This window comes from Bacillus sp. ES1-5 (genome assembly GCF_022487605.1).
GTDB lineage: Bacteria > Bacillota > Bacilli > Bacillales > Bacillaceae_G > Bacillus_A > Bacillus_A wiedmannii.
In genome coordinates this window covers 16,294-32,217 of the sequence record NZ_JAKVPU010000010.1, presented here as the reverse complement: position 1 = coordinate 32,217, position 15,924 = coordinate 16,294, and the positions used below count along the sequence as shown (strand labels likewise).

Sequence of the window (15,924 nt, the reverse complement as noted above, 5' to 3'; positions counted from 1 at the left end):
CATAATATATCGTTCAATCTACAATACTATTGATGATACCAAATTTTCAGTACTTCAAGCAAGTCAACACATGGCACTTACAGCATTTTTACATAAAAAAAGAAAGGCAAATGCCTTTCTTTACAATTTAGTCTTTATCTAACGGTTCATTTTTCGGAAATCTCTCGTTATCTTCTTCATTATCACGAATTGTTTTTTGTAATACAAAACAAGACATCGTTAAAAATAATGTTCCAATTAAATAATATCCTTTTACACTAAGCGTCTCATCTAACGTATAAATTCCAATTAGCATACCTGAAAGCGCACAAACAAATGAAGTCCATGCTAAAAACGTGAACGCTTGCGTATTACGTCTTCTCATCGTTCTCCCCCTCGTTAGCTGTACATCCATTATAGATAAGTATATTTACCATGATGGATTTTTATGTAAATTCTAGTTTTATATTTATAAATCTATCATAAAAAAATACTATTTTAAAGTTAGTTTTCTGCCTAATCTGAAAAAACAGTTAAAACCATTGACATTTATTTCAATTCTACATAAAATAAAAACAAATATTACGAACCTCGAAATATACGGGAGTGGAAATAATTGTTGCAATATGAACATTTTTTAGACTTACTGCTAGATAACGCCAAGAAACTTTTTTATCCTGAAGAATGGGTAAGCCTAGATTTAACACTTTCTAAAACAGAAGTATTTTGTTTACTTTGGATGGAGCGAAATACAGATATTACAATGACAAAAATTGCTGACCTTCTTGATATACCAATGAGTACAACGACAGGTGTTGTAAATCGCCTCGTAAAAAAGGGATATATTGAAAGGTACCGTGATGAAAACGACCGACGCATTGTATTAATTCGTTTAACAGAAAACGGCGTAATGCTCGTTCAAGAAGTAAAACAAAATGCAGCCCATTACTTTAGCCTAGTGACAGAAGCATTATCAGAAGAAGAAAAAGCATTCTTACTACAAATCTTCCAAAAGATTATGAACCACATTGCTACGTCACAGCAAAAAACAGAAGAAAAGGTTTCTACACCTAAAATGAAAAACATTCCGATTGAATAAAACCCTAGTTGGGTTTTTATTCAATATTTTATTTCGGCACTCGTAATATTCGACAATCGAAACAAAGGGGATAGAATGATGAGAATTATTTTGTATACAGGTAAAGGCGGCGTAGGAAAAACTAGCATTTCAGCAGCAACAGCACTTCAAAGCGCAAAACAAGGATTAAAAACATTAGTAATGAGCACAGACCCAGCCCATAGTTTAGGAGATTCATTTGGTATAAAGTTATCTTCTGAGCCACTAGAAATTCGTAAAAATTTGTGGGCACAAGAAATTAATACAATTTATGAGATGGAAAAAGGCTGGGGAAAATTACAGAAATATATTACACTACTCTTCACTTCCAAAGCAGCTGATGATATTACAACAGAAGAGTTAACGATGTTTCCTGGTATGGAAGATTTAATTAGCTTACTCCGCGTACTCGATTATTATAAACAAAACACATATGATGTTATTATCATTGATTGTGCTCCAACAGGAGAAACATTAGCAATGCTCAGCTTTCCAGACATGCTTGGCTGGTGGATGGAAAAACTCTTTCCTATTAAAAGAAAAGTTTTAAAAGTTGTTCGTCCTGTAGCTCAACCACTTCTTGGTGTCCCCCTTCCAACCGATGATATTATGGACGAATTAACGAATACACTTGAACAGCTCGGAGAAATGAGAGATATTTTATCAAACCGAGACATAACAAGTATCCGCATCGTTGTAAATCCCGAAAAAATGGTCATTAAAGAAGCTCAGCGTAGCTTTACGTATTTAAATTTATACGATTATAACGTAGATGCCATTATGATTAACCGCGTCATCCCTAACACTGTCACCGATCCTTATTTTCAAGCTTGGAAAGATACTCAAAAGAAATATAAAACATTAATTCAAGATAGTTTTCAGCCGCTTCCTATTTACGAAGCTCCTATGTTTGAACAAGAAGTTGTCGGTTTGTCCATGTTAGAGCGTGTAGGAGACGCTTTATTTAAATCAGATTCTTCTCCTACGGAAGTGAAATTTAACGGGCGCACTCAATATGTAAAAAAAGATGGTGATGAGTATATTTTCGTTCTCTCCATTCCCTTCTCAAACAAAAGTGAACTTTCATTAAATCAAAAAGGTGATGAACTTATCATTCGTTCAGGTTCTGTGAAACGGAACATCACATTACCAAAAACGTTAACACACCTTTCTATTCAAGGAGCTAAGTTCGAAGAAGATGTACTAAATATTCGGTTTGGAGGTGTAGTACATGCATGAGGAACTACTAAGAAAGGTAATTCGTACAAAAATAAAAGTCGGTATGAATATATTAGAAGAGTTACCTACCCCAATTCAACAATCAGCTAAGCAAATACTAAATATTTTGCAAGAGGAGCTAGCTGCTTATCCGAAAGAACGAGAGCATCATGAGGATAATTTAAAAAGTATCATAATCGAATAACCACAAAAAATAGACCAGGAAAACTCCTGGTCCATCACTCTACTTAACAAACATTGGATTCTACGTTATACAGAATTGGAAGGTACAGAATTAGGGTTTTGTTTGTTAAGTAGATTATATGTTGAACGAGGTAACAGCGGAGGGGTTCCTACTGTTAATCGTTAAACTCGATAATTATTTTACGATTTTTTCAAGCTCCTCAAGTGAAAGATCTACTGAAATGGAACCATCATTTGTTTCTTTCTTAATTGCATCTGTTACTTCTTTTGAATGATATAGTTCAATTACTTTTTTCAGTGTTGGATCGTCTTTATCTTTTGTACGAGCTGCGAAAATATTAATATATGGCTTCGCATTTTCATTCTTTGGATCTTCTAAGAAAATTGGATCCTTCGCTGGATCTAATCCAGCTTGACCAGCAACACCGTTATTAATAACTGAAGCTGCAACATCTTTTAATACACGAGGTGTTTGCTGTGCGATAACCGGTGTAATTTTTAACTTCTTCGGATTTTCAGCAATGCCGCTTGGATCTCCGAATAAGCCAAAGTCTTTCTTAAGCTTTAATAATCCAGCTGCATCAAGAAGTTTTAATGCACGAGCTTGGTTCGTTGGATCATTTGGAATCGCAATTTCTGAACCATCTGGAATTTCATTTGCCTTCTTATATTTTTCAGAGTATAAGCCCATTGGTGCAATTTGCGTTGTACCAACAGCTGTAATATCTAACTTATGCTCTTTCTTAAATTGCTCTAAGAAAGCAACGTGCTGAAATGAGTTTAGTTCAATATCTCCATCAGCCAACGCTTTATTTGGCGTTGTATAATCAGAGAACTCAATCAGTTTAACTTTAATCCCTTCTTTTTCAGCTTTTTCCTTTACGATTTCCCAAGCGTTCCCATCTGTTCCAGTTACACCAATGCGAACTACTTTCTCTTTTGCTCCTGCCCCCGTGTCCCCACTTGAGCAGCCGCTTAACGCCGAAATTCCTACAATCGCTGATAATGCAAATGCTAAAATTTTCTTCATTTTCTTTTCCCCTCTTCCTTTTTATGATCTGCGTAAAAAGACTTTCGCAAAGTAGTTTCCTAAATTTTGAGCTACCTGTACGAGAATAATAAGTAAAACGACCGTTACGAACATAACTGATGTATCAAAACGTTGATAACCATATGTCATCGCTAAGTCACCAAGACCGCCACCACCGACAAGCCCAGCAACTGCAGAAAATTCAATTAAACCAACTGTCATAAACGTAACACCTAAAATCAATGGCGCTAACGCTTCTGGCACAAGAATTTCAAAAACAATTCTAATTGGTGAAGCACCCATCGCTTGAGCTGCTTCAATGACTCCCTTTGGAACTGAAACAAGATTTGTTTCAACCATTCTAGCAATACCGATTGATGCAACTAACGTCATTGGGAAAATCGCTGCCGCTGTTCCAATCGTCGTTCCGATAACACTTCTTGTTAGTGGGCTTAAAGCTACTAAGAAGATGATGAATGGAACCGGACGAATTGTATTAATAATGATATTAAGAATAGAAAAGACCCATTTATTTTCTAAAAAGTTTCCTTTTCTCGTTACATATAACAGTAAACCTAGAGGTATACCAAGAATTGTAGCAAATATAAGGGTTACAATTACCATTAAGAGGGTATCCCCCGTCGCATCTACTATGCGGGGCCAAAATATACTCCAATCAACTCGCATGAGCTTCTACCTCCTTCAGCTGCACTTGCAGTCTTAGATGTTGTAATGCTTTTTGAATTTCTTTCTGCTCACCTTGCAGTTCTACAAGTAGATTTCCAAATAACACATTTTGAAGTTCAATAATATTTCCGTACAGTACGTTTACATCGACGTTATAGTTTTTCGCGATATATGATAGTACTGGCTGCCCTGTCTCTTCACCAGTAAATGTTAAGCGATAAATCTGTCCACCATTTTGAATTTTCCCTAGAACACTTTCCGGTAAATGATCATTAATAATGGAGCGTACAAAATTTTGAGTTGTCTTTGTTTTTGGTTGTGTGAAAACGTCAAATAGTTTTCCTTCTTCAATAACCTTTCCCTTCTCCATTACAGCTACACGGTGACAAATTTCTTTCACAACATGCATTTCATGTGTAATAAGAAGAATTGTTACATTGTATTCTCGATTTACTTTCTTTAATAAGTTCAAAATTTCTGTCGTTGTTTCTGGATCTAAAGCTGATGTTGCCTCATCACATATAAGAATGTCTGGCGATGTTGCAAGTGCTCTAGCAATGCCAACACGTTGTTTTTGACCGCCTGATAGTTGCTCTGGATAATAGTTTGCTTTATCTTCTAATCCTACAAATTTCAGCAGTTCGTTTACTCTTTCTTTTATCTCATTCTTTGGTACTTTCGCTAACCTTAATGGATAAGCAATATTCCCAAACACTGTTCTTGAATTAAATAAATTAAAACTTTGAAAAATCATCCCGATTCTTTGTCTTAGCTTCCGTAATTCTTTCGTCGATAAAGATGTAATATCTTTATCATCTATTGAAATCGTTCCTGCCGTTGGTCTCTCTAACATATTTACTAGGCGTAATAACGTACTCTTTCCAGCACCACTAAAACCGATGATACCGAAAATTTCGCCCTTCTCAACTGATAATGTTACATCCTCCACCGCATGAACAGATTGCCCACCTGATTCATATACTTTACTTACGTTGTTAAAAGAAATCATTTTCTTCCCTCCTATATGCTGTAAAAACTTGAAGTAGAGCTTTTGAGGTAAAATAAAAAGTGCTCTCCTTCTTATCAACCGTAAAGATAAGAAGGAGAGCACTTATATGTACTCGTTCACATCTCCTCATCTTCCAAGCCTTTTATAAGGCTTGCTGGAGTTAGCACGGTATTAAAAAACCCGTTGCTGAGGTATCGTAGGGCCAGTCCCTCCACCTCTCTGGATAAGAATGTATCGATTTAATTGTCGTTTAATTAATTCTCATTATAGAACTCAGAATAATAAGAGTCAATACATTTTTTAGAAAAATATTAATTATTCCTCTATTAAAATTTTCAAATAAAAAATCACATACAATAATGATTTTTAAAGTTATGTTAAATTCTCCTCCTTCATATTTTTTAAAAGGAGAATCCTTTCTATAAATTGAATACCATTATTTGAATATGAAATCGGAGGAAGATAAATATATGAAAACAGCTCTTTTACTCGTTGATATTCAAAATGATTATTTTCCACATGGAAAGATGGAATTGCGTAATCCAGTAGAAGCAAGCCAATATGCTAGTCAGCTGCTACAACTCTTTAGAACGAAAAACGAACCTATTTTTCATATCCAACATGTAGCAATAAAAGATGACGCTACTTTTTTCCTACCCAATACAGAAGGTGTACATATTCATGAAAGCGTACGTCCACTTAGAGAAGAAACCGTTATACTCAAACATTATCCAAATAGTTTTCGCGAAACTGATCTTCTAGAACAATTACAACGTTTAAACATTGAGCACGTCATCATATGCGGGATGATGACTCATATGTGTATTGATGCTACCGTAAGGGCTGCTTTTGATTTCGGCTTTCCATGTACCGTTATACATGATGCTTGTGCTACAAAAGATCTTTCTTTTAAGAATGCTACTATACCGGCCGTTTATATTCATAACACAATTTTGGCTAGTTTAAATGGAGTATATGCAACTGTAATGAGTACAGAGGAGTTTTTGGCTACAAAAAAACACTCCCTTCAGTGAGCAAAACCGAAAAGAGTGTTTCTTGTCAAACCATAGATTTTCTTTCAAATTGTATTATACAGGAAATCCTTAAAATGAATACTAAAAAATATGACTAATAAGTCAACTTTTCTCGTTGTTTTGTTTCTATTTACATGTTTATCCCGATATTAATAGGGTTTAGCTAGTTCTAAGTACCGAATAGTAATATATGGTACTTAGAACTGGTTTCTCCTATCAAAAACGTAACATATTATTTATCTGTTTATTTTTGCTTCTTTTTCAAATACTCCGCACGCAATTTTTCAATTTGCTGCTTTTTATCAAATTTGGCAGGCGTCTGCTTTTCATGAAACTTTGCCACGGCTACCTGACTTTTGTAATCCAATTGATATTTTCCCACTTTGTTCACCTACTTTTCTTGTCTTTAAAGAGAATCTATTCAACAAATATAGTATACCTTATTTACTGAAGTAAACCTTATTACTTTATTAGTTTTTCTACTCATATCTATCTTGATCCAAATATAGAAACTTTTTCAAAAAAAAGAAGAGATTTTCGCAGACTGCGAAAATCTCTTCTACTATTTCTTATAAAGTTTCAGAAGTAGTTTTTGCTTGCATGTGAAGTGCTAAGTAGTCAGGGCCACCAGCTTTAGAGTCTGTACCAGACATGTTAAAGCCACCGAATGGTTGGTAACCTACGATTGCACCAGTACATCCACGGTTGAAGTATAAGTTACCCACGTGGAATTCTTCACGTGCTTTTTCAATATGGTCACGGTTGTTAGTAACAACAGCACCTGTTAAACCGTATTCTGTATTGTTTGCAATTGCAAGTGCATGATCAAAGTCTTTTGCTTTACAGAATGCTACTACTGGTCCGAAGATTTCTTCTTTCATTAAGCGAGCATCTTCTGCAACGTCAGCAACGATTGTTGGTTGGATGAACCAGCCTTTAGAATCGTCTCCCTCGCCACCTGTTAAGATTCTACCTTCTTCTTTACCAATTGCAACATAGCTCATTACTTTATCGAATGCAGCTTGGTCATTAACAGGACCCATGTTTGTACCTAATACAGCTGGGTTAGCAACTGTTAATTCTTTCGTTAATTCAACAGCACGATTTAATACGTGATCGTATACATCTTCATGGATTACTGCACGAGAACATGCAGAACATTTTTGTCCTGAGAATCCGAATGCTGATGCAACGATAGATTTAGCTGCTAATTCAAGATCTGCTTCTTTATCAACAACGATTGTATCTTTACCACCCATTTCAGCGATAACGCGTTTTAACCAAATTTGGCCTGGGTTTACTTTCGCTGCGCGCTCATAAATACGGATACCTACATCACGAGATCCAGTGAAGCTCACGAAACGTGTACGAGGGTGATCTACTAAGTAGTCACCAACTTCAGAACCATTACCTGGAACGAAGTTTACTACGCCAGCTGGTAAGCCAGCTTCTTCTAATACTTCCATGAATTTCGCTGCTACTACAGGAGTTGTACTAGCTGGTTTTAGTAATACTGTGTTACCAGAAACTAAAGCAGCTGTTGTCATACCTGCCATAATTGCGAATGGGAAGTTCCAAGGAGAAATGATAACACCTACTCCTAATGGAATGTAAGAGAAACGATTATATTCAATTGGACGGCTTTCTACTGGAATACCGTCTTTTAATTTTAACATTTGACGACCATAATATTCCATAAAGTCGATTGCTTCTGCTGTATCAGCATCTGCCTCATTCCATGGTTTACCTGCTTCTTTTACAAGAATAGCAGAGAATTCATGTTTTCTGCGACGAACGATTGCTGCAGCGCGGAATAAAATGTCTGCACGCATTTCTGGCTTTGATTTTCTCCAAGTTTGGAATGTTTCATCCGCTACTTGCATTGCTTTTTCAGCTAACTCACGGCTTGCTTTTGAAACGCGACCAACAAGTTCCTCTTTATTTGCAGGGTTTACAGAAACAATTTTGTCTTCTGTAGTGATTTTTTCTCCCCCAATAATTAATGGATAGTCTTGTCCAAGATAAGATTCTACTTTCTTTAAACCTTCTTCAAACGCTAATTTGTTAGCCTCCACTGAAAAATCTGTAAATGGCTCATGTTTGTATGCTACTACCATTCTTTTTAGCCTCCCCTTAGAAAAACGTTTACATTTTACAACATTATTCTACACGATAATTTAGATTTATTCAAATATTCCTAGACTTATATTTTAAAAATTAATTAATTTTTAAAATATAATAAAAAAATAGAGTTATACATACGTATAACTCTACAAAATATGAGTATATTCCAAAATGTTTTTTCCAATCAATAAAATAGTTACTAACAAAAATAAAGTTCTTACATATCCAACACCTTTTTGAACTGCAAACTTCGATCCAAAATAAGCGCCAAAAATCATCGACAATCCCATAATAATACCGTATTCAAAATGAATTACGTCTAAAAATAAAAAAGTAATTAAAGATACGATATTACTAACAAAATTCAAAAGTTTTCCAGATGCTGCCGCTTGAATAAAATCCAAACCAATTAATAAAAATGCAAAAATTAAGAAGGATCCTGTCCCTGGTCCAAAAAAACCATCGTAAAACCCTATCATTAAAATAACGAAGAAAAATATTAATGTTTTTCTTTTCGTCATCTTCTTATAGGTAGATACACTTCCCCAATCCTTTTTCGCAATAATATAAATGGCAATAAACACCAACATCACAAGTATTAACGGACGTAAAATATCCGGCGGAATAAACTTTACTACTAAAGCACCTGCCACTGCTCCTATAACAGTTAACGGGATTAACTTTCCTACAATTTTAAAATCGACCTTTCCCGATCGAATAAAATAAATTGCACTCGTAAACGTCCCCATCGTTGCAGCTAATTTATTCGTTGCAATTGCCGAAGCTGGTGGTAAACCAACAAACATAAGTGCCGGAAGCGAAATTAATCCTCCACCGCCAACAACTGAATCAATAAAAGCTGCTAAAAAGCCGAATGCAATTAATAAAATAATGACTTGAAAACTTAATTCGTCCATGTGCTTTACCCCTTACCCCCATTATTTATAACATTTTAAATTATAACAAAATTATTCAAGAAAAAAAGCCGTTCCATAAAGGAACGGCCCTCCTATTTAATCTAAAATTTTCACAAACGGTTCATCTTGCTTCGCTTCACGTATAATAATCGCTTCTGGGCGTTCTACAGATTTAATCGTTACTTGTACTTTCATATAATTCGGGAAGTATTCCATAACAAGCCCGGCTACATATTGTGTAAAACCAATTATTTCCGCTTTCCCATTAAACTGGACAGGAATATCAAGCTTTATTTCTCTTAATTCATCATCTCTATACATACCAGTACCGATAACAGCTGTATAGTCGCCTTGGAAATAATCGCTTAGTTTTGATTTAAAGTTCGATACTCTCGCCAGATCTTCACGTTTATTATCTGTTTTCGCTTGTTCAGATGGGAACAAATAATATTTCTCATTAACTTGTTTCCAATCCTCAACCGTTTCACTACCTTTTTCTACATTCGCATAAGAAACAAAGTTACCTGGTACGAGCGAAGACTTCGGAGCCTGACGATAAATCGCAAATGTTATCGGAAGATTTTTTGTTTCAGGATCTTCTTTATGCATAACTTTTATGATTTCTTGCGCCATTTTTTTCCCTTCAGCTAACATTTTTTCTTGTTCAATTTTAGCCTCACGCGGATAACCATGCTCTTCCTCGTAATAATGAACCGAATTCATCGCTAAACCAACTACAATGCCTTGGCGCTCATCTGTTTCGCCTTTTTTCACATAATAATCATGCTCTAAAATATTCGAAATATATATTGGATTTTTCTTGTTTTTTTCCTCTAACGGTTCAGATCCTTCACCTAACGCTGGGTTTAACCCTATGTTTGGAAAATTAACTGCATCTTTTTTTAATTTGTCCTCTAGTTCCTTTTGTTCAGCATCTGTACGCTTTCTTTTAACAAGCATCTGCACAATTTGAGTTTTTAGAGTTTTTCCACCTTTAAAGAAATGATCTTTCGTACTATAGGATTCTTTCGCAATACGCATTAATCCTGTTTCAAATTCATCTATATCAAGACGATTATTTACTCCTTGCACAACTAAACCACGTGCTGCTCCTGCGTCAAATGGAATAGTCGTCTTATAATATTCATCCGAAATAGAGTACTTCGGAACGATTGCTTGCTCTTTTGCTTTCCCTGATTTCTCAACCACTTTTTCATCTTTATCGGCACCGGCACTACACCCACTTACGAGTAGGCCAAGGCTTAATACCGCTAATGCTATTTTTTTCATGGTAAGTTTGCACCTCTTACTTATTTAGCTCTTGTAAGAACCTCTCTTCATTCCAAACCTCAACATTATGCTTCTCTGCTTGTGCTAATTTCGAACCTGCCGCTTCACCTGCAACAACTAAATCCGTACTTTTACTAACACTTCCTGTTACTTTTCCACCTAATGCCTCAATCTTCTTCTTCGCTTCACTACGCCCCATAACTTCTAATTTACCTGTTAAAACGACAGTTTTTCCTGCGAAGTACGACTCAACATTTTGTAAATCAGCAATTTTTATACCTTTGTATGCCATATTCACGCCATACTCTTTAAATTGTTGTAATAACTCTAATACGTCTTCATTATCAAAATACGTCACGACGGATTGAGCCATTTTTTCACCAATCTCATTAATTGCTTTGAGTTCTTCTTCCGTTGCTTTCACAAGCGCATCCATCGTTTCGAAATGCTCTGCAAATGTACGTGCTGCTTTTGCTCCGACATGGCGAATGCCAAGGCCAAATAATAATCGCTCTAATGAGTTTTCTTTAGAATTCTCAATTGCTTGCACTAAATTGGTTGCTGATTTTTCACCGAATCGTTCTAGCTGCAATAATTGCTCTTTCGTCAACGAATATAAATCAGCAAATGTACGAATATAATCCGCATCAAAGAGTTGTGTAATGACACGTTCTCCAAGTCCATCAATATTCATTGCATTTCTTGAAACGAAATGAATTAACCCTTCTCGAATTTGAGCTGGACAAGTTGGATTTATACAACGAAGTGCTACTTCTTCTTCTAAACGAACTAGTTCACTCTCACATGCTGGGCAATGCGTTGGCATATGATATTCTTCTTCCTCACCAGTACGCTTATCGAAAATAACGTTCACAACTTCAGGAATAATATCTCCAGCCTTCTTCACTACAACATAGTCACCAATTCGAATGTCCTTTTCACGAATTAAATCTTCGTTATGTAAAGAAGCACGACGAACGATAGTACCAGCCACTCGCACTGGCTCTAGCTCTGCTGTCGGTGTTACAACTCCTGTGCGACCAACACTTAATTCAATACCTGTTAATCTTGTTACAACTTCTTCAGCCGGGAATTTATAAGCAATCGCCCATCTTGGACTCTTTGCTGTAGTTCCTAAACTTTCTTGAAGAGCAACATCATCTACTTTTATAACGATTCCATCGATCTCATAATCAAGATGCGGACGTTTTTCTTGCCATTCTTCTACATAAGCTATAACTTCTTCGATTGTTTCACATGTACGACGATTTGGATTTGTTTTGAATCCAAGTTCACCTAAGAAATCAAGCGATTCACTATGTGATGGAATTGTTTTTTCTTCTACATTCGCAAGACCGTACACAAACATAGATAAGTTACGCTTCGCTGCAATTTTTGGATCAAGTTGGCGTATTGAACCTGCTGCCGCATTACGCGGATTCGCAAATACATCTTCACCATTTTGTTCTTTTTCTTCATTTAATTTAACGAATGAACGCTTCGGCATATAAGCTTCGCCTCGTGCTTCTAACGTTACTTCTTCATTTAAACGGAGCGGGATCGCTTTAATCGTTTTTAAATTTTGGGTAATATCTTCACCTGTTACACCATCACCACGTGTTGCCCCTTGAATGAAGCGTCCTTTTTCATAATGAAGTGAAACAGCAAGTCCGTCAATTTTTAATTCGCATATATATCTTACATTCCCATCATCAATTCCTTGGCATACTCGTCGGTCGAAATCACGTAAATCTCCTTCGTTAAATGCATTTCCTAAACTTAACATCGGTGATTTATGTGTTACTTTTTCAAATATATCAAGAACAGTTCCCCCAACGCGAATGGAGGGGGAGTCTTCACTCATAAACTCTGGATTCTCTGCTTCTAATTTTATAAGCTCCTGCATATTACGGTCATACTCCGCATCAGAAACAGAAGGATTGTCTAATACGTGATACTGATAGTTAAATGTATTTAACAAATCACGCAGTTCTTCTATACGTTGTTTTGCTATCTCTTTTGACATATCCTCATTCCTTTCCTATTGTTTCGTCACAGGTGCAAATTTTGCTAACAAACGTTTAACACCAATTGGGCTTGGGAACGCAATATCTAATTCTTTTGCATCACCTTCACCTTTTACACTGACAACTGTACCGACTCCCCATTTTTGGTGGGAAGCTTTATCACCTACTGCCCAGCCAATTTGCTCGCCGCCTGTCGTCTTAGCTGCAGGACGCGCGAAAGCTGAACGAGAGCGTGTTGTGGTTGTAGTTGTCATTTTACTTGTACTTGTTGTTCTGCCTTTTGCACCAAACGAAGTTTCACGCTTTGGCGCTGTTTCATTTAACGATTCTACTAGCTCTGCCGGGATTTCTGTAATAAATCGAGAGGCAGCGTTCATACTTGTTCTACCAAATAAAGTACGCATTTGTGCATTAGATAAATATAACTCTTCTTCTGCACGAGTAATACCTACATAAGCAAGGCGACGCTCTTCTTGCATTTCATCTTCTTCCATTAGAGAACGAGTATGCGGGAATATTCCTTCCTCTAACCCAACAATAAAGACAACTGGGAACTCTAATCCTTTCGCTGAGTGCATCGTCATTAAAATAACTTCCTCACCAGCAGTTGGATCTTCATCGACACGATCAATATCAGCAACAAGCGCTAAGTCTGTTAAGAATGCAACAAGGCTCTTATCTTCACTTTGAGATTCAAATGTTTGCGTAACAGATAAAAACTCATCTAAGTTCTCTAAACGACCTTCTGCTTCTAAAGTACGCTCGTTTTTCAACATATCGCGATAGCCTGTTTTTTCAATAACTTCTTCTACCAATTCTGTAACAGATAAATACTCTTGCATATTTACCCAGTTGTGTAATAAACCAGCGAATTCTTTTACTGCCTTTGTAATTTTTGCACTTACTCCAACATGCTCAATCTCATCGAATACAGCAGTTAATGAAATTCCATTTTGTACACCGTAATTAATAATTTTATCGATAGAAGTCGCACCAATTCCACGCTTTGGCATGTTAATAATACGTGCGAAACTAATCTCATCATCTGGATTCCCAATTAAACGTAAATACGCCAAAATATCTTTAATCTCTTTACGATCGTAGAACTTCGTACCGCCGACAATTTTGTAAGGAATATTAGATTTCAGGAAAATCTCCTCGACCATACGAGACTGCGCATTTGTACGATATAACACTGCAAAATCAGTATATTTTCGTTTTCCCATTTGAATATCGTCACGAATTTTTTTCGCAACAAAATATGCTTCGTCTTTTTCCGTCGCAGCACGGTAATATGAGATTTTGCTTCCAACTTGATTGTCTGTCCATAGTTTTTTCGGTTTACGGTTTGAATTTTTTTCAATAACAGCATTCGCTGCATTTAAAATATTTTGTGACGAACGATAGTTTTGTTCTAACAGAATAACTTGCGCATTCTCATAGTCTTTTTCGAATGACAAAATGTTAGAAATGTCCGCACCACGCCAGCGGTAAATAGACTGATCTGAGTCACCTACAACGCATAAATTTTTAAAACGTGCTGCTAAATGTTTTACAAGAAGGTACTGCGCTTTGTTCGTATCTTGATACTCATCCACGTGAATATATTGGAACTTACGCTGATAAAACTCTAGTACTTCTGGAACACGTTCAAATAGCTGAATCGTTGTCATAATTAAATCATCAAAGTCTAATGAGTTATTTTTCAGAAGACGTTTTTGATATTCTGTGTATACATCGCTCGTTAATTTTTCATATGGATCAGCGATTGTAATTTTTTTCGCATATTTATCTGCAGATAACAATTCATTTTTCGCATTACTAATACCAGCTAAAATAGAGCGCGGCTCAAATTTCTTCGGATCAATATTGCGCTCTTTCATAATTTTTTTGACTACAGTTAACTGATCGCCTGAATCTAAGATTGTAAAGTTACGATTAATACCAATACGATCGATATCACGTCGTAAAATACGTACACACATAGAGTGGAACGTAGAAATCCAAATATCTTCTGCTTCTGGTCCGACAAGTGTATCAATACGCTCGCGCATTTCACGAGCCGCTTTATTTGTAAAGGTAATAGCTAGTACATTCCATGGCGCTACACCTTTTTCACCAAGTAAAAATGCAATACGATGTGTTAACACACGTGTTTTACCACTACCTGCACCTGCCATTAATAGAAGTGGTCCGTTCGTTGTTTGTACTGCTTTTTGTTGCTGCGGATTTAAACCATTTAATAACCTATCTGTCTTACTCATATACGCCTGCACCTACTCTCCTTTTACTGCTTTAACTGTTTTTAACGCTGCTTTTATATCATCATAAATAATATTTCCAACAACTACTGTATCAGCGTATTGTGCCATTTCCTTCGCTTGTTCAGCAGTAGAAATACCGCCGCCATAATATAACTTCGCTTGTTTTAATTCTGCTTTTACATTTTTAACAAGTTCACTGTCTCCATACGTACCGCTATATTCTAAGTAAAATATCGGTAAACGTAATAGCTTGTCTGCTAAACGTGCGTATGCAATCACATCATCTTCTGTTACATCACATTTCGCATCTGTAAGCTGGGCTACTTTCGCTTCAGGATTTAAAACACAATACCCTTCCATGAAAATTTCGTCCCAATCCATAATATCCCCAAATTCTTTCAAAGCCTCATGATGAACGCCTGTTACCCATTCTACTTTTCGGCTATTTAAAACGCTTGGGATATAATAAAAATCAAATCCTGGTGTAATTGCTTCCACATCAGAAACCTCTAACACACAAGGAACCGCATATCTACGAATGCTAACTAGCATGTGTAGTACATTATCAATTGTCACTCCATCACTTCCGCCTACAATAACAGCATCTGTTCCAGACTCACAAATCATTTCTAAATGTTCGTCACTTAACTCCTTATTCGGATCAAGCTTAAATACATGTTTCCACCCGGAAATATCGTACATGAAAACACCCTTTCTTTTCTCTAGTTATATATATTTCTGGTCAAAATAACAGTTTATTTTCATCAGGATTTTTTTAACTTCATCTTAAATATTTGTTTAAAACGGAGAATTAAGTTTGGAATTCCCTCTTCCATAGTTTTTCAAACGAGAGGATTTAATTTTGAACTTCCTTTTGTGCATTCTTTCATTATAACAAAAAAAGCTACTTACACACACGCACATTCCAACATCTTTTTCAACGTCAAATGTTGGATTACATATCCCAAAAATCACAAGGGATACTAATAAGAGAAATAGTATTATCTATTTCAACTTTTATAAA

The 15,924-nt window shown here is 36.1% G+C and carries 15 protein-coding genes and 1 riboswitch; of the genes, 4 read left to right on the top strand and 11 right to left on the bottom strand.

The features are described 5' to 3' along the window. Positions 1-127: 127 nt before the first annotated feature. Complete coding sequence (locus tag MKO96_RS24170) at positions 128-364, bottom strand: YiaA/YiaB family inner membrane protein (RefSeq protein ID WP_001254392.1); 237 nt, start codon at positions 362-364, stop codon at positions 128-130. Between the two features lie 231 nt (positions 365-595). On the opposite strand from MKO96_RS24170, the gene MKO96_RS24165 reads away from it, so the two are divergent. From MKO96_RS24165 to MKO96_RS24155, 3 genes are all read left to right on the top strand, one after another. Then, complete coding sequence (locus tag MKO96_RS24165; protein WP_000942482.1) at positions 596-1,078, top strand: MarR family winged helix-turn-helix transcriptional regulator; 483 nt, start codon at positions 596-598, stop codon at positions 1,076-1,078. A gap of 75 nt (positions 1,079-1,153) precedes the next feature. Continuing rightward, positions 1,154-2,335, top strand: coding sequence for an ArsA family ATPase (locus MKO96_RS24160; RefSeq protein WP_240588915.1), 1,182 nt, complete (start codon positions 1,154-1,156; stop codon positions 2,333-2,335). Then, complete coding sequence (locus MKO96_RS24155) at positions 2,328-2,519, top strand: DUF3926 domain-containing protein (protein WP_087979225.1); 192 nt, start codon at positions 2,328-2,330, stop codon at positions 2,517-2,519. Before MKO96_RS24160 ends, MKO96_RS24155 begins: the two co-directional genes overlap by 8 nt. A gap of 174 nt (positions 2,520-2,693) precedes the next feature. Here the strand turns inward: MKO96_RS24155 and MKO96_RS24150 are convergent, their stop codons facing one another. From MKO96_RS24150 to MKO96_RS24140, 3 genes are read right to left on the bottom strand one after another with little or no spacing between them, the layout of a single operon-like run. Then, positions 2,694-3,548: a MetQ/NlpA family ABC transporter substrate-binding protein gene (locus tag MKO96_RS24150; RefSeq protein ID WP_240588914.1), complete on the bottom strand. Its 855-nt coding sequence runs from the start codon at positions 3,546-3,548 to the stop codon at positions 2,694-2,696. A gap of 21 nt (positions 3,549-3,569) precedes the next feature. Beyond that, positions 3,570-4,235 (bottom strand): methionine ABC transporter permease, encoded by a 666-nt coding sequence (locus MKO96_RS24145; protein ID WP_001261881.1) that lies wholly within the window; start codon positions 4,233-4,235, stop codon positions 3,570-3,572. Then, complete coding sequence (locus tag MKO96_RS24140; RefSeq protein WP_046953719.1) at positions 4,225-5,244, bottom strand: methionine ABC transporter ATP-binding protein; 1,020 nt, start codon at positions 5,242-5,244, stop codon at positions 4,225-4,227. Before MKO96_RS24140 ends, MKO96_RS24145 begins: the two co-directional genes overlap by 11 nt. A 123-nt stretch (positions 5,245-5,367) precedes the next feature. Then, positions 5,368-5,474, bottom strand: a riboswitch (SAM riboswitch). A 240-nt stretch (positions 5,475-5,714) separates the two neighbouring features. Between MKO96_RS24140 and MKO96_RS24135 the strand changes: the two genes are divergently transcribed. Beyond that, complete coding sequence (locus tag MKO96_RS24135; protein ID WP_002108858.1) at positions 5,715-6,278, top strand: cysteine hydrolase family protein; 564 nt, start codon at positions 5,715-5,717, stop codon at positions 6,276-6,278. Between the two features lie 244 nt (positions 6,279-6,522). Here the strand turns inward: MKO96_RS24135 and MKO96_RS24130 are convergent, their stop codons facing one another. The 7 genes from MKO96_RS24130 to pcrB all read right to left on the bottom strand — a co-directional run bounded on the left by MKO96_RS24130 (position 6,523) and on the right by pcrB (position 15,602). After that, a complete protein-coding gene (locus MKO96_RS24130; RefSeq protein ID WP_000521651.1) occupies positions 6,523-6,660 on the bottom strand; it encodes a hypothetical protein in 138 nt (45 codons plus the stop codon). 187 nt (positions 6,661-6,847) lie between these two features. Continuing rightward, positions 6,848-8,395, bottom strand: coding sequence for an L-glutamate gamma-semialdehyde dehydrogenase (pruA, locus tag MKO96_RS24125; protein ID WP_000259557.1), 1,548 nt, complete (start codon positions 8,393-8,395; stop codon positions 6,848-6,850). Positions 8,396-8,548: 153 nt separating this feature from the next. Beyond that, positions 8,549-9,319: a TSUP family transporter gene (locus MKO96_RS24120; protein ID WP_076541972.1), complete on the bottom strand. Its 771-nt coding sequence runs from the start codon at positions 9,317-9,319 to the stop codon at positions 8,549-8,551. A gap of 96 nt (positions 9,320-9,415) precedes the next feature. After that, positions 9,416-10,609: a CamS family sex pheromone protein gene (locus MKO96_RS24115; protein ID WP_240588913.1), complete on the bottom strand. Its 1,194-nt coding sequence runs from the start codon at positions 10,607-10,609 to the stop codon at positions 9,416-9,418. Between the two features lie 16 nt (positions 10,610-10,625). Beyond that, positions 10,626-12,635 carry an NAD-dependent DNA ligase LigA gene (ligA, locus tag MKO96_RS24110; protein WP_240588912.1) on the bottom strand — a complete coding sequence of 670 codons (2,010 nt, stop codon included), beginning with the start codon at positions 12,633-12,635 and terminating at the stop codon, positions 10,626-10,628. Between the two features lie 15 nt (positions 12,636-12,650). Further along, the gene (pcrA, locus tag MKO96_RS24105; RefSeq protein ID WP_140386645.1) at positions 12,651-14,900 is read right to left on the bottom strand and encodes a DNA helicase PcrA; all 2,250 of its coding nucleotides are present in this window, start codon (positions 14,898-14,900) and stop codon (positions 12,651-12,653) included. Positions 14,901-14,912: 12 nt separating this feature from the next. Then, positions 14,913-15,602 carry a heptaprenylglyceryl phosphate synthase gene (gene pcrB, locus MKO96_RS24100; protein ID WP_098275624.1) on the bottom strand — a complete coding sequence of 230 codons (690 nt, stop codon included), beginning with the start codon at positions 15,600-15,602 and terminating at the stop codon, positions 14,913-14,915. Positions 15,603-15,924: the final 322 nt, after the last annotated feature.

Excerpts from the sequence above, each read along its gene's own strand:
- pcrA (WP_140386645.1), bottom strand. The coding sequence starts at position 14,900 with ATGAGTAAGACAGATAGGTTATTAAATGGTTTAAATCCGCAGCAACAA.
- MKO96_RS24115 (WP_240588913.1), bottom strand. The coding sequence starts at position 10,609 with ATGAAAAAAATAGCATTAGCGGTATTAAGCCTTGGCCTACTCGTAAGT.
- MKO96_RS24120 (WP_076541972.1), bottom strand. The coding sequence starts at position 9,319 with ATGGACGAATTAAGTTTTCAAGTCATTATTTTATTAATTGCATTCGGC.
- MKO96_RS24160 (WP_240588915.1), top strand. The coding sequence starts at position 1,154 with ATGATGAGAATTATTTTGTATACAGGTAAAGGCGGCGTAGGAAAAACT.
- ligA (WP_240588912.1), bottom strand. The coding sequence starts at position 12,635 with ATGTCAAAAGAGATAGCAAAACAACGTATAGAAGAACTGCGTGATTTG.
- pcrB (WP_098275624.1), bottom strand. The coding sequence starts at position 15,602 with ATGTACGATATTTCCGGGTGGAAACATGTATTTAAGCTTGATCCGAAT.
- MKO96_RS24150 (WP_240588914.1), bottom strand. The coding sequence starts at position 3,548 with ATGAAGAAAATTTTAGCATTTGCATTATCAGCGATTGTAGGAATTTCG.
- MKO96_RS24135 (WP_002108858.1), top strand. The coding sequence starts at position 5,715 with ATGAAAACAGCTCTTTTACTCGTTGATATTCAAAATGATTATTTTCCA.
- MKO96_RS24170 (WP_001254392.1), bottom strand. The coding sequence starts at position 364 with ATGAGAAGACGTAATACGCAAGCGTTCACGTTTTTAGCATGGACTTCA.
- pruA (WP_000259557.1), bottom strand. The coding sequence starts at position 8,395 with ATGGTAGTAGCATACAAACATGAGCCATTTACAGATTTTTCAGTGGAG.
- MKO96_RS24140 (WP_046953719.1), bottom strand. The coding sequence starts at position 5,244 with ATGATTTCTTTTAACAACGTAAGTAAAGTATATGAATCAGGTGGGCAA.
- MKO96_RS24155 (WP_087979225.1), top strand. The coding sequence starts at position 2,328 with ATGCATGAGGAACTACTAAGAAAGGTAATTCGTACAAAAATAAAAGTC.
- MKO96_RS24145 (WP_001261881.1), bottom strand. The coding sequence starts at position 4,235 with ATGCGAGTTGATTGGAGTATATTTTGGCCCCGCATAGTAGATGCGACG.